The following is a 13998-nucleotide window of genomic DNA, read 5'->3' on the forward strand; positions in this document are numbered from 1 at the left end:
TTTCACCGCTTTCTATTACTTTTAGTTTCGATAAATGACAAACTTCCCGTATTTACCATGATCACCTGCAACTTTAACTTTATTGATCATTTCAAAAGGCGTACTTACTCGTAAATATTCCTTAAATTCAGGTAGTGGATAATATAAAATAAGTTCTACTGTTCGACAATTCTCTTTTACAGATTTTAATATATTTGAAATAACTCGTTTAAAAATTTTTATTGAAAAAGGATTAAAGAAATAAAAACAATTATCATTTTCATCGATCTCATACTGTTCTGCTAAAGCATATTCCAAAGTAATTGGGGCTTTTATATGCTGACGCTTTTTTCTATATGTACGTTTATTTTTCAGCACTTCTTCAAACGTTTTATCATGTGCTTCCACGCCTGTTACCGGAATGTTAAATTTATTATGAACATAAAAAGTAACTCTTCCCCGGCCACAGCCAAAATCCACCAGACGGTCATTTTTCTCGAAGGTATATAATTGAAATAATTTGTCTAAAGCCGAATATGGTGTCGCTTCATAACGATTATATGCCGGTGTATTACTACCCCATTCTCTTAAACCTACCGTTCTAATTTGTAACTTACTATCTAATTTTCTTTCTGCCAATGATACTTTCTCCATTCCCATAATATTTGACATTAAAAAACCCCTATCGCACTAGCAATAGAGTAACAAAGACACTATTAATCTATCATATTATATAAAAAATTTCATTGAAAGATGATGCATGACCCCTATTCTATTAAATACATTGGTTCATTAGTAAGAATCATCTCATTTATTTATCATGAATTTCTAATCTTTCCCACATCTCAATTTAAGAATCAAAAGGTACTATAAGTGAGTAAGTGCATATGGAGGTGAAAATGTGGCTATTGAAATTTTTAACAGGAAAGAACTAAAATACCTCATCACTTTTGACCAATACGAAAAATTAATGGAAACTATCTCCCCATACATGCGAGCGGATAAATATGGGATAGATGGTTTCTATACAGTGATGAGTCTTTACTTTGAAAGCCCAGACTTTCAAATCTATTATGAAACAAAAAACAAATTAAAGTTTCGTCAAAAACTCCGTTTACGTACCTATGATGATACAGATTTGAATGGAAATGCATTTTTTGAAATTAAACAAAAACATAAAAAAGTTGTCAACAAACGCAGAATGGTTTTACCCCTTGCTGAAGCTTATCGATATTTAGCCAACTCTGTCGAAGAAAACATAGAAAGTTACGAAACTTCTAACCATCAAGTCTTTAAAGAAATTAATCATTTTCAACATCTGTATAATCTGCATCCTGAAATGATTATCAGCTATGATCGAAAAGCACTTCATGGAATAAACAACTCTGATCTCCGGCTCACTTTTGATTTTAATTTACGATGCAGGGATGAGGATTTATTCCTTGAAAATGGATCATATGGTGAATTATTTATTGATCAAAATTTAATTGTCTTGGAGGTAAAGGTTACCGACAGTGTTCCTTTATGGTTATCCCGTATATTACAACAGTTAGAGTGTGAGCAACGGAGCGCTTCAAAGTATTGTACTAGTTTAGAACATCTGAGAGTAGAAACAGTTTCACAACGTATGTTAAAAGAAAATGTATTAATTGGAGGAGGAATTTAAATTGGATCTACTAAATACTTTATTTACAACTACAACGGGGAGTGAATCTACAGTGACAATGGTTCTTCTAGCAATGATTATTGCAACGGTCTTAAGTTTAATCATTACAAAAGTATATCAAATTACGTTTACAGGAGAGCGGTATTCACAATCCTTTGTACACACTATTATTATGATGAGTGTAATCGTTTCTGTTGTCATGAATGTAATCAGTGGCAATGCAGGTGTAGCTTTTGGATTGTTTGCAGTATTTTCACTCATTAGATTTCGTAGTGCTGTGACAGATGCAAAGGATATAGCATATATCTTTTTTGGTCTATGCGTAGGAATGACAAGTGGGCTCTACCATTTTGATTTAGCGATTATCCTAACACTATTTGCAAGTTTCATATTTTATCTGCTCTATAAAGTTCAATATGGGAAAGGCAAAGACACACAATTATTAAAAATTACTGTACCTGAAAATTTAAATTACGAGAACATGTTCGACTCTTTATTTAAAGAATTTACGGAAAGTTATAATCTTCGTCAAGTAGAAACTACTAATTTAGGAACGATGATTTTGTATACGTATGCTATCCGCATTAAAAATAATGTTAGAGACCGAGAATTACTTGACCAACTTCGAGAGAAAAATGCAAATTTAAAAGTCTCGATTACCTACGTAAATAGCGAGGAATAGAAACGAAGAGGTTGGGACAAAACAAAATAATAGATATGAAACACAAACACTAACTATTTCAAGTTAGCGAAAGAAATATACGGAGACTCCTGCCAGAAGAAAAGCCTCGATAAGACCCTGAAAGGCGACAAATTTTGAAAGATTACAGACTAAAACCGCCCTTTGCGGGCAACGTCTGCATACCCCTTGCCGGGGCAGGAGGCTTATCAGCGCTGGCGGTAAAGGAGACACTGTGAAAGCAAGCGATAGTGCGGCTTGAACAGGTGTATTTGATGGGACGAACCTTGTGCAATCCCAGATGTCGCTCTTATGCCAGTGGTGAAAGCGAAGTATATTTCTGTAGCGACTAGTATAAACGTAATCACTCGTGTTTCAATAACTCTTTCTAGCTTATGTCCCAACCTCTTCTAATTATTAAATCATCACTTTACAAATATCATTTGTAAACTCAACCGGGTCTCCGATTGGCAATCCTTCAATAAGCATCGCCTGATTGTATAAGAGATTCGTATATAGTTTTAATTTTTCTTCATCATTTTCATTAGCGGCTTTTAATGCATTAAACACATCGTGATTTGTATTAATTTCTAATACTTTATCCGCTTTTACACCTTGTCCATCAGGCATTTGTTGCATCACTTTTTCCATCTCAATAGAAACTTCACCTTCTGTTGAGAAGCAGACTGGGTGAGAACGCAAGCGTTTTGAAGCTTTAACCTCTTTTACTTTATCTGACAAAATTTCTTTCATTTTCTCAAATAACTCTTTGTGATCTGTTGCTTCTTTTTCCGCTTCTTTTTTCTCTTCTTCAGATTCAAGACCTAGATCACCGCTAGAAACGTTTTTAAATTCTTTCTCTTTATAGTTCATGAGCATACGGATGGCAAACTCGTCTACATCCTCTGTAAAGTAAAGAATTTCATATCCTTTATCTGCTACAATTTCTGTCTGCGGGAGTTTTGCAATTCGTTCATTTGATTCACCTGTTGCATAGTAAATATACTTTTGATCTTCAGGCATACGAGATACATATTCATCTAAACTTACTAATTTCTCCTCTTTTGATGAGTAGAACATTAATAAGTCTTGTAACACATCTTTATGCTGCCCGAAATCACTGTAAACACCATATTTTAATTGTCTACCAAATACATTGTAAAACTCTTCATATTTATCACGATCGTTCTTCAACATATTTTGTAATTCTGTCTTGATTTTTCGAGTAATATTTTTCTCAATCATTTTTAATTGACGATCATGCTGCAACATTTCTCTTGAGATATTGAGCGACAAGTCCTCTGAATCGACCATCCCTTTTACAAAGCTGAAATAGTCTGGTAAAAGTTCTGCACACTTATTCATAATTAACACACCATTTGAATAAAGCTCCAGTCCTTTTTCATATTCCTTCGAGTAATAATCAAATGGCATTGTAGCAGGGATGTACAAAATAGCATGATAACGAATGGTCCCATCTACACTCGTATGGATATGTTTTAACGGCTTGTCAAAGCCATAATGCTTTTCTTGATAGAAATTTTCGTAATCTTCATCTGTAAGTTCACTCTTATTTTTGCGCCAGATCGGCACCATGCTATTAATTGTCTCTTCTTCAACATAATCGACATATTCTTCTTCATTATCTTCTTTTGGTTTGCTTTTTGTTACATCCATTTTAATCGGATAGCGAATAAAATCAGAATACTTTTTAATGATCTCTTTTAAACGAAACTCTTCTGCAAATTGGCTATATTTTTCTTCTTCTGTATCCTCTTTTAACGTCAATGTGATTTCCGTACCGACTTCAGACTTCTCTGCAGGTTGAATCGTATACCCTTCTGCACCCTCTGATTCCCATTTATATGCTTGGTCACTACCAAATGCTTTACTTAAAACAGTCAATTTATCAGCAACCATAAAAGCCGCATAAAAGCCAACCCCGAATTGCCCGATAATATCGAAGTCTTCTTCCATTTCATTCTCTTTTTTAAAAGCGAGGGAACCACTTCTAGCAATCGTTCCTAAGTTCTCCTCCAACTCCTCTTGCGTCATTCCGATCCCTGTATCATAAATTGTTAATGTGTTATTTTCTTTGTCAGCTGCTACTTTTATATAGTAATCTTCACGATTAAAAGCGAGCGAATCATCCGTTAATGTTTTATAGTAAACTTTATCGATCGCATCACTGGCATTCGATATTAACTCACGTAAAAAAACTTCTTTTTGAGAGTAAATCGAGTTGATCATTAAATCAAGTAGCCGTTTGGATTCAGCTTGAAACTGCTTTTTTTCCATTATTCATACGCCTCCTAACAGTATTTTGTATCCATATATATTTTAAAATGAAAAAAGTAAAATTCAACTGATATGACTCTTTTTTCACTAGAAGCATGGAATGGTTTTAGTTTATAAGTAATATTCTAATCATAACACTATTAATGTTTAATTTGACTTTATCGTGGAAAAATAAAGAGTGACTATCATATAAAGGGAGTGTTGATGTGTGCAACCAATAAAACCTTGGAACTCTGACCAACATCCGATTCAGCGATTTAAAAATGAAATAGACGGAATGTTTTCTCGTATGTTTAACGATTCTTTTTTACCAACAACTTCATTATGGAACGAGAATAACTCCTTTACACCAAAGTGTAATATTGAGGAGAAAAAAGACCACTATGTAGTTGAAGTTGAAATTCCGGGAGTTGATCCGAAAGACATTAACATTGAATTAGAGGGCAATACAATGTCGATTAAAGGAGAACGAAAGCGGGAAATGAAATCAGATGATGACGAAAACAAAACACATGTAGTGGAGCATAGTTACGGATCCTTTTATCGCTCTTTCACACTACCAAACAATATAAATGCTGATGAAATAAAAGCTGAAAATAAAAATGGTATTTTATTCATTAACTTGCCGAAATCACAGGAAAGCAAACCGAGACGAATCGATGTTCAATAGTATAAACGTTAAGCAGGAGGTATTTCCTGCTTAATGTTTTTTATTTTCTTATTCATTTACATTTTCAATAGCAACAGAGATTCCTTGCCCAACTCCGATACACATAGTCGCTAAACCTCTTTTGGCATTACATTTTTTCATTTCATGCACAAGTGTTGTTAGAATTCTTGCTCCACTTGCACCTAATGGATGGCCTAAAGCAATTGCACCACCATTTACATTAACTTTTTCCATATCCAAGTCTAGCTGTTTTACACATTCGATCGATTGAGATGCAAAGGCTTCGTTAATCTCAATAAGATCAAAATCACCTGCCGATAAGCTGGATTTTTCCATTAATTTTTTGGTCGAATTAATTGGACCAAGCCCCATAACTGCAGGCTCCACGCCCGCTGTTGCTGATGAAACAAACTTTGCCATTGGTGTTAAACCAAGTTCTTTTGCTCGTGTACGACTCATTAATAGTACTGCGGAGGCACCATCATTAATACCAGATGCGTTCCCAGCCGTAACCGTTCCTTCCGAGAATAGTGGTTTCAACTTGCTTAACTTCTCAATTGTAGTTGTTGGACGAGGATGTTCATCTAGATCAATTACAATTTTATTCCCTTTTCTATCTTGATAAATAACAGGTACAATTTCTTCTTTAAAACGATTATTTTCCATCGCAATTCGTGCTTTTTCCTGGCTCCGTACAGCAAATTCATCCTGCACTTCCCGAGAAATGTTGAAACGTTTAGCCACATTTTCAGCTGTTTCAGGCATGGAATCAGTTCCATACATGTCATGTAATTTTGGATTTACAAAACGCCAGCCAATCGTCGTATCAATCATTTCCATATTTCCTCTTGGAAAAGGAGATTCAGGCTTCTTCATGACAAAAGGAGCGCGGGTCATACTCTCCGTTCCACCTGCAATAACGATATCTTGTTCACCAGCTAAAATAGATCTAGCTCCCATGCTAATCGCGTCAAGCCCTGATCCACAAAGACGGTTAATCGTTGTTCCACTTACAGTTTGAGGTAATCCCGCTAATAAAAGTGACATACGGGCGACATTTCGATTCTCTTCTCCAGCTCCATTCGCATTTCCAAAAATAACATCATCAATTTCCTGTCCAGGTAAGTTTGGATTTCTATCTAGCAATGCTTTTATAACGATAGCACCTAGATCATCTGGTCGAACATCTTTTAAAGCACCGTTATATCTACCAATTGGTGTACGAACTGCATCTATAATAACTACTTCGCTCATTTGCTTTTCTCCTTTTGCAGTGCTTCACTTACGGTATATTTTGCCGTAGTATTTTTCTCTACTTCTTCTAAAGACGTATCTCCCATTAGCTCAATAAGTTCATAGCCAGTTTCTTTCCATTTAAACACTGCTAAATCTGTAATAATCATATCTGCTTTTCGAGTAGAAGTAATAGGAAGCGAACATTTATCTACAAATTTCGGCGAGCCATCTTTTGATACATGCCCCATCGTAATAATAATTTTATTTGCGCCTGTGAGTAAATCCATTGCTCCTCCGACACCAATAATTCCTTTGCCTGGAACTGCCCAATTAGCGACAATTCCACTTTCATCTACTTGAAGCGCACCCAAAATAGCCACATCTACGTGACCGCCACGAATCATGGCGAATGAATCTGCACTATGAAAATAACAGGCGCCGATTGCTTCCCCAACAGGGAGTTTTCCCGCATTTACAAGCAAAGGATCAATATCTTCCTCGCTCACAGATGTTACACCTAAAAGACCATTTTCTGTGTGTAAATAATAGTCCTCTTTATTCAAAAAATCGGCTACAAGGGTAGGAATTCCAATACCGAGGTTAACAACCGAATGAGGAGCGAGCTCTTCGGCTGTACGTTTTGCAATCATTTCTTTAGGACCCATGCTCTACTACCCCTTCCTTTGTTAAAATAAGTTCACTTTTTACAATGGCATCAACATATAAATGGGGCGTAACGATTTCTTCCGGTGAAAGTTCGCCTTCTTCCACAATTTGATCTACTTCCGCGATAACAAACTTCGCTGCGGTCGCCATGTTAGGGTTAAAATTTCTCGCGGTTTTATAATATACTAGATTCCCCTTTGTATCAGCTTTATAAGCTCGAATAAGTGCAACGTCTGCTTTAAGCGCCTTTTCAAATAAGTACGTTTCTCCATCTATCACTTTTGTTTCTTTGCCTTTAGCAAGTTCTGTTCCAACTGCTGTCTTCGTATAAAACCCACCGATTCCAGCCCCACCTGCCCGAATTGCTTCAGACATTGTTCCTTGAGGAAGTAGCTCAATGTCTAATTTACCTTCATTGTAATATTGCACCGCTTCACGATTGCTTGTAAAATAAGAACCAATCGCTTTTTTAATCTTTCCTTGTCGTAATAATAGGCCTAATCCTTCCCCAGCCTCCCCTACATTATTACTTATAATCGTTAAATCTGTTGCATTATGTTCGATTAAGGCATCGATTAATGTCAAAGGACTTCCAATCAGACCAAATCCACCAACCATTAACGTATCTCCCGATTTAACACGTTTTATAATATCTTTTGCGTTCACTTCTTTTGCTAAGCCCATTACTTCACTCCCTTTGTTGCTAAAAACATTTCAATTTGACTAATAATTTCAGGCTGTTCATTAAAAACAAGTTCATAATGGTTAACATCTGTATATTTTGTTTCCATTGTTGAGACTAGCTTTCTTGCTTTCTCATAACCTGCCTCCTGAAATAAAGGAGCTTTGTCTGCTATTTTACCAGTTGCAATAAATAATAGTGAATGTGCCGAAACTTGTGGGAAAACTTCCTCTGGTTTAAACGTATAAAAACTCTCAAAATCCTGTTCAATTAAGATTGGGTCTGACTTATGTGTCCACCCGTTTTTATCCTGTTCAATATCATATTTAACTATTTCAGCCAACGTTTCATTCCAGTGTACTTTTAAGTTTGTATAAAGACCTTCTACTTCATCAACATAGGATTGTTCTGTACTATACACTTTTGATAGCCTATTCAGAGAGGGCAACACAAGTTGTCTAGAAGTATCGTCTGCTTCCCCAGCACCATCTAGCAGTATGAGCGCTTCTACTTGTGATAATTTACTTGCTACAAGTGAACATATATATGCTCCCATTGAATACCCCATTAAAATAGGCCGTTCTATTTCCAGCGTTTCAATGAGATCGATTAAATCATTTGCATGGGAAAAAATAGATGTTTCTTCTATTGCTCCATCGCTATTTCCTCGTCCTAAAATGTCATAACTTATAAAACGATATTGACCAGTTAATGCTTTTTGATAATGGTAAAATTGTTTATGATTACCGGTTAAACCGTGTGCGGCAATAATTGTCCCTTTATCACCGGGTGTATCATTAATGTAAAGCGTCCGACCATTCTTTGTTTTAATTTTTTGTTTCACGTTTCTCATCTACCCTCCATCTTATTCAACTGTATAAATAGAATAATTAACTCCATTAGGTAAACGAATACCATTTGAGATGAATATTCTGCGATTTAACCAATCATATTTTGGATCTGCTGTTTCAAAAATTGGTGCTGTTCTAAAGTAATATTCACTTGGGTCTACGTCTTCACCAGCATCCAGTCTCCCCAAGACCTCTTTTGAGCCAGTCCGAACCCCGCGATATGTCATTAAAATCAATGCATTATCTTCCGTCTGTAAAAGGATACGTACATCTTGGATTATCGTTCCATCTTCTCGAACAGTAATCCAATCATCTCCCCCTGGAATGACCTCAGCAGTTAACTTTTCGCCACGCAATTTACCGCCTGTCACACGAATAATCCGTCTATTTCCGATCGGTGTTTTTCCAGGTAAATGGGCGCCTTCAACTGTTAATTCCATATCACATAGAAATGAAAGTTCCGGAGCCTCTAAATGTCTCATACAATCACTTCTCCTTGTTCTTTTCGGCGATATTTTTTAACTTTCTCCTCATCTAGCTCCACTCCGAGACCCGGTTTGTTAGGCACATGGATAAAACCATCTTTAATCAGTAACGGTTCTTTTACCGGATCATCTGCAAGCCATGTTGGACCAAAAAATTCACTTCCATAGTCTAAATTAGGAATAGAAGCTACTGCGTGTAAACAAGCTGCCGTTCCAATTGAGCTTTCCAAAGACGTTCCTCCAAAACAAGAAATACCTGCTGCTTCTGCAATACCAGCAATTTTAATTGTATTTTTCATTCCACCAGATTTATGGACTTTTAAGGAGAATATATTTGCTGCCTTTTCCTTCGCTAATGTATATGCATCTTCAACAGTCGCTAAGCTCTCATCTGCCATTACTGGAACTTTTTTCATATCGACAAGCATTGCCGCTCCTTCTATATCACGCGGATCAAGTGGCTGTTCTAAAAAGTTAATTCCCGCATCAAAAAAGCGATCCATCCATTTCATTGTTGTAATTCGATCCCAAGATCCGTTTGGATCAATACCGATGGAAGAGATTCCTTTAATTCCTTCCGCTATGCGAATATTACGTTCTGCATCTGCATCAGGTGCTTCCTTACCTGATTTCGTCTTAAAGTTGGCATACATCTTATTTGCAACATACCCTTTAGCTTCTTCAATATCTCCATCTTCCGTTCCTGAAGCAAGAGCCCATCGTACAGCGACTTTATCCTGATATAGACTGCCGAGTAATTGATGAACTGGAGCCTGATATAATTTCCCTAATGCATCAAATAAAGCCATTTCAACTGTCGCTTTAGCAAAAGGATTTACTCGTATTTGTCTGTTAATCACTTGTAGAATTCTTTCAATATACTCCGGACTTTCGCCAATAAGGATCGGTGTTACGTATTTATCAATGACAAGTTTCATCGTTTCTACACTTTCGCCATTCCACCATATTCCTGGTGTCGTTCCTTCTCCAATCCCAACAATACCGTTACTTAATTCAATTTTTAATAATACAAAGCTTTTGGTAGACACCTTCTCTGTCGAAAATTGATGAGGCCTTTTGATCGGGATATCTAACAAATCAGTTGTTACTTTACTTATATACGTTTTATTGTTCTTCATCTACAAATTCCTTTCACATCATTTATTTTCTGCTTTATTTCATAAACTCTGTTAGCCACAATGAAATAGAAGGGAAAATTATTACTAAGATTAAAGCTAAAATTAATAATATAATAAACGGAAAAACACCTTTCACTACATCTTCTACTTTTTCACGGGTTATACCTGAAACTACAAATAAATTAAGTCCCACAGGCGGAGTGATCATACCAATCTCTAAATTAATAGTCATAACAATTGCAAAATGAAATGGATCAATACCAAAGTAATAAACCATAGGTAACAAGATTGGAAGTGTAATTAAAATAATAGAAACTGATTCTAAAAAGACACCTAAAATCAAAAATAAAATTCCTGTTAATATAAAGAATCCCCATTTATTTAAGTTAATCGTTCCTAACCATTCTCCTAAGGCTACAGGTATTTGCTCATTCGTTAGAAAAAGACTAAGTAAACTTGCTCCACCAATGATTAAAAATATCATTGAAGTTACGTTAATGGATTCTACTAAGATAGTTCGGGTATCTCTAAATTTTAGCTCCTTATAAACAAATGCCGATACTATAATTCCGTACACTACCGCTATAATCGATGACTCAGTAGGTGTCGCTATCCCCGTATAAATACTTCCCATAATAATAATAGGCAGCAACATTCCCCAAACCGCTTTGAATGTATGTTTTTTCTTTTCTTCCCAACTAGCCTTTTTCATGGATTTATAATTATTTTTCCGAGCATAAAATATTGCGGAAGCTAGTAAAACCCCTGATAAAAATATGCCGGGAATGACCCCTGCAATAAATAGCTTTCCAATTGATATTTCAGCAATAATTCCAAACATAATTAATACGATACTGGGAGGAATTAACATCCCCAATGTTCCGGACGCTGCTACTAATCCCATGGCATACTTTTTGTCATAACCGTTATTTACCATTGCAGGAATCATAATCGATCCAACTGCCGCAGCTGTTGCCGGACTAGAACCAGAAATTGCTGCAAAGATTGTACATGTTAATACAGTGACTATTGCTAATCCGCCTGGTAAATGTCCCAACCAAGCTTCTAATGCATTAATTAAATATTTCGTTAATCCTCCCCTGGCTAATATTACTCCTGCTGTTACAAAGCCTGGAATAGCTAATAAAGGAAAGCTTTCCATTGCAGTAAACATTTTTTGGGGAAACATGGATAAATTAAAACCGCTTAAAACTAATACGATACTACTAGATACTGCTAAACTTATCCCTATTGGTATCCGTAGTATAAGCATGACGAAAAAGATACTAAATAGAAGAAGAATCATACGTTCCCGCCTTTCTCATATTTTTAATGAATCGCTCAATAAATCGAATGAGAAAGAAAAATCCCGAAAGGGGAAGTATCAAGTATACCAACCACATTGGTATTCCTACTGTCATTGATACCATACCGGTTTTATGTGTTGAAACAACTAGAACAGCACTATAATAAACTAAGCAAACACAAAATACGACACCGACAAAATTAGCGATAATGTCTACAACGCGTTTTATCGTCGGTGATAATTTATCATAAAATAGATCTATCGATATATGCTGGTTATTTCGTAAAGCGATTGATAATCCAAAAAGTATTCCCCAAAGAACACAATACATCGAAATTTCCTCAACCCATGGTTTAGGGGTCTTAAATACGTAGCGAAGAATTACTCCATAAAAAATTAGTCCTAAGCCACTAATAAAAAATATTCCAGTAAGAACATCTTCCAATAATGTCCAATACTTATTCAGTCTACCCATATTCCTTCTCCTCTCTAGATGGGTTCAATTAAAACTTAGCAGTTGGTTCTCTATGGCGAAAAGGAGAACCAACTGATCAGAAAAAATTTCCGTTGATACGGTTGGTTTACTGTGCTAAACCTTTTATTCCATCAATTAATTCTGGAGTAATTTCTTCTCTAAACTCATCATAAACAGGCTGTAATGCTTGCTCTAACTTTTCTTTTTCTTCACTGCTCAACTCTTTAACCTTCATGCCACCATCTTTTAATTCTTGAATACTTTTATCATTAAACTCTAAGGCAAGCTGTCTCTCATATTCAGTAGCTTCTTCTAAGGCTTCATTAATCTGATCTCTAATATCATCTGGAAGACCTTCCCAAAACTCTTTATTTACTAAAACAGCTAAATCAAGTCGTCCATGCTCACTTATTGTTAAATGTTCTTGAACTTCATGGAAATTAGCACTACTCATCAAATCAGCAGTAACTTCCGCTCCATCTGCTACACCTTGTTGTAATGCAGAATATGTCTCCCCCCACGGGATCGTAGTAGCACCTGCTCCCAATGCTCTAAATTGCGATTCAATTACATTACCTGCCTGAGTTCTAAACTTCATACCTTTAAAATCTTCTGGTGAAGAAATTTCTTGTTTATCGTTCGAGAAGTTTTTGAAACCGTTTGCCCAAAAAGTTAAACCTATAATTCCATTATCTATTAATCTATCGCTCTCCAATAAAACTTTTCCTAAATCACTATCAAAAAAGTCGTAAACGTGTTCCGTACTTTGGAAAAGAAACGGCATATCAGTATATTGCCAACGTTTATCTAATTTAACTAATTTAGAAACGGATGGATTAATCATTTCAACATTTCCTGCTATTAAAGCATCCAGTTCATCATTGTCACCATATAATTGACTTGATGGATACACTTCAACTTTAACTGCACCATCCGTTTTTTCCTCAACTAGTTCCGCAAACTTTTCAGTAGCTACTCCTTTTAAACTTGTCGGTGTACTAACATGTGAAAATCTAATTTTTATTGTTTCCTGATTATCAGTGTCCTTGGTTTCGCTTTCATTATTTGTCGTACCAGACGAACAACCCACCAGTAAAGATACTACCATCACAATACTTATAAACATTCTTAATTTCATATAAATCCTCCTCATATTTTTGGTCACTAAATCATTTTATTAATTGCTTGTAATCCCCCCTTAAAACACAAAAAATACCCAATTTTACTGAGGCAGAAAGACAGAATATGTCCATTCCACGTTCAGAAAAACTGAGTATCTTAAATTAAAATAGAGGTTAAACGCCTCTATGAATTCAAAATTGTGTTTTTCTTAATATTTGAATATCTTGTAATTTTAATAGTACTATGTGATTATTAGTTTGTCAATCCTTTAATTTAGATGCTGTTTTGCTCTTTCTTCATATCTTCTGAAAGCAGATTTTAACGCAACATTAAAACTATTCATTGATGGAGCAAAGTAACATTTATCTATCTTTTTCAAGATCCCTTCCACACCATCATCCATACAATAACCAATAAATAGTCTTTTAAAGTAATCTTTTGCTAAATTCGTAAGCAAAGTAAACTCAGCATCTACTATTTTCCTCGTTTTTCGATCTATTTCCAGAACAATACCAATATGTTTATAAGCCTCATAGACTGATGTGTTTTGCGGTGCTTTTGCATATGCCGTTACAATTATTGTTGCCATTTCATCTTTCGACAATTTTTTTCTCCTCTCTGAATAAGAATATAATAGCTATTTGTCTACTTCAGAAACCGATAAACAAATCTATTAAAGTCTTAAAAACACTTCTTTGAATCTAGTTTACAGTACAAAGCAATGTTTTACCATTGCACTTGTAC

Annotated in this window: 15 protein-coding genes; 3 read left to right on the forward strand and 12 right to left on the reverse strand. The window is 35.5% G+C overall.

Going from position 1 to position 13998, the window contains the following annotated elements:
* Nucleotides 1-21: 21 nt before the first annotated feature.
* Nucleotides 22-651 (reverse strand): class I SAM-dependent methyltransferase, encoded by a 630-nt coding sequence (locus tag SPD48_RS01625; protein ID WP_336256304.1) that lies wholly within the window; start codon nucleotides 649-651, stop codon nucleotides 22-24.
* Nucleotides 652-880: 229 nt separating this feature from the next.
* Between SPD48_RS01625 and SPD48_RS01630 the strand changes: the two genes are divergently transcribed.
* Both SPD48_RS01630 and SPD48_RS01635 read left to right on the forward strand, forming a co-directional pair.
* Nucleotides 881-1645 (forward strand): polyphosphate polymerase domain-containing protein, encoded by a 765-nt coding sequence (locus SPD48_RS01630; RefSeq protein WP_336256305.1) that lies wholly within the window; start codon nucleotides 881-883, stop codon nucleotides 1643-1645.
* 1 nt (nucleotide 1646) lies between these two features.
* Nucleotides 1647-2327 (forward strand): DUF4956 domain-containing protein, encoded by a 681-nt coding sequence (locus tag SPD48_RS01635; RefSeq protein WP_336256306.1) that lies wholly within the window; start codon nucleotides 1647-1649, stop codon nucleotides 2325-2327.
* A 414-nt stretch (nucleotides 2328-2741) separates the two neighbouring features.
* Here SPD48_RS01635 and htpG read toward each other — a convergent pair whose 3' ends face one another.
* Nucleotides 2742-4622 (reverse strand): molecular chaperone HtpG, encoded by a 1881-nt coding sequence (gene htpG / locus SPD48_RS01640; RefSeq protein ID WP_336256307.1) that lies wholly within the window; start codon nucleotides 4620-4622, stop codon nucleotides 2742-2744.
* Nucleotides 4623-4830: 208 nt separating this feature from the next.
* Here htpG and SPD48_RS01645 point away from each other — a divergent pair, with 208 nt between their 5' ends.
* Complete coding sequence (locus SPD48_RS01645) at nucleotides 4831-5292, forward strand: Hsp20/alpha crystallin family protein (RefSeq protein WP_336256308.1); 462 nt, start codon at nucleotides 4831-4833, stop codon at nucleotides 5290-5292.
* A gap of 48 nt (nucleotides 5293-5340) precedes the next feature.
* Here the strand turns inward: SPD48_RS01645 and SPD48_RS01650 are convergent, their stop codons facing one another.
* The 10 genes from SPD48_RS01650 to SPD48_RS01695 all read right to left on the reverse strand — a co-directional run bounded on the left by SPD48_RS01650 (nucleotide 5341) and on the right by SPD48_RS01695 (nucleotide 13858).
* On the reverse strand, nucleotides 5341-6546 hold the full coding sequence (locus tag SPD48_RS01650; RefSeq protein WP_336256309.1) for a 3-oxoadipyl-CoA thiolase: 1206 nt from the start codon (nucleotides 6544-6546) through the stop codon (nucleotides 5341-5343).
* Complete coding sequence (locus tag SPD48_RS01655; RefSeq protein WP_336256310.1) at nucleotides 6543-7193, reverse strand: 3-oxoacid CoA-transferase subunit B; 651 nt, start codon at nucleotides 7191-7193, stop codon at nucleotides 6543-6545. Before SPD48_RS01655 ends, SPD48_RS01650 begins: the two co-directional genes overlap by 4 nt.
* On the reverse strand, nucleotides 7183-7878 hold the full coding sequence (locus SPD48_RS01660) for a CoA transferase subunit A (protein ID WP_336256311.1): 696 nt from the start codon (nucleotides 7876-7878) through the stop codon (nucleotides 7183-7185). Before SPD48_RS01660 ends, SPD48_RS01655 begins: the two co-directional genes overlap by 11 nt.
* Nucleotides 7878-8729, reverse strand: a complete 852-nt coding sequence (locus tag SPD48_RS01665) for an alpha/beta hydrolase (protein ID WP_336256312.1) — start codon at nucleotides 8727-8729, stop codon at nucleotides 7878-7880. The genes SPD48_RS01660 and SPD48_RS01665 overlap by 1 nt, the downstream gene beginning before the upstream one ends.
* 12 nt (nucleotides 8730-8741) lie before the next feature.
* Nucleotides 8742-9209 carry a DUF3237 domain-containing protein gene (locus SPD48_RS01670; protein ID WP_336256313.1) on the reverse strand — a complete coding sequence of 156 codons (468 nt, stop codon included), beginning with the start codon at nucleotides 9207-9209 and terminating at the stop codon, nucleotides 8742-8744.
* The gene (locus SPD48_RS01675; RefSeq protein WP_336256314.1) at nucleotides 9206-10351 is read right to left on the reverse strand and encodes a muconate/chloromuconate family cycloisomerase; all 1146 of its coding nucleotides are present in this window, start codon (nucleotides 10349-10351) and stop codon (nucleotides 9206-9208) included. Before SPD48_RS01675 ends, SPD48_RS01670 begins: the two co-directional genes overlap by 4 nt.
* A gap of 34 nt (nucleotides 10352-10385) precedes the next feature.
* Nucleotides 10386-11657 (reverse strand): TRAP transporter large permease, encoded by a 1272-nt coding sequence (locus tag SPD48_RS01680; protein ID WP_336256315.1) that lies wholly within the window; start codon nucleotides 11655-11657, stop codon nucleotides 10386-10388.
* Complete coding sequence (locus SPD48_RS01685; protein WP_336256316.1) at nucleotides 11638-12132, reverse strand: TRAP transporter small permease; 495 nt, start codon at nucleotides 12130-12132, stop codon at nucleotides 11638-11640. The genes SPD48_RS01680 and SPD48_RS01685 overlap by 20 nt, the downstream gene beginning before the upstream one ends.
* A gap of 106 nt (nucleotides 12133-12238) precedes the next feature.
* Complete coding sequence (locus SPD48_RS01690) at nucleotides 12239-13270, reverse strand: DctP family TRAP transporter solute-binding subunit (protein WP_336256317.1); 1032 nt, start codon at nucleotides 13268-13270, stop codon at nucleotides 12239-12241.
* 252 nt (nucleotides 13271-13522) lie between these two features.
* The gene (locus SPD48_RS01695; RefSeq protein WP_336256318.1) at nucleotides 13523-13858 is read right to left on the reverse strand and encodes a DUF3870 domain-containing protein; all 336 of its coding nucleotides are present in this window, start codon (nucleotides 13856-13858) and stop codon (nucleotides 13523-13525) included.
* Between the last annotated feature and the right edge of the window lie 140 nt (nucleotides 13859-13998).

This window comes from Pseudogracilibacillus sp. SE30717A (assembly GCF_037071985.1).
Classification (GTDB): Bacteria; Bacillota; Bacilli; order Bacillales; family Amphibacillaceae; genus Pseudogracilibacillus.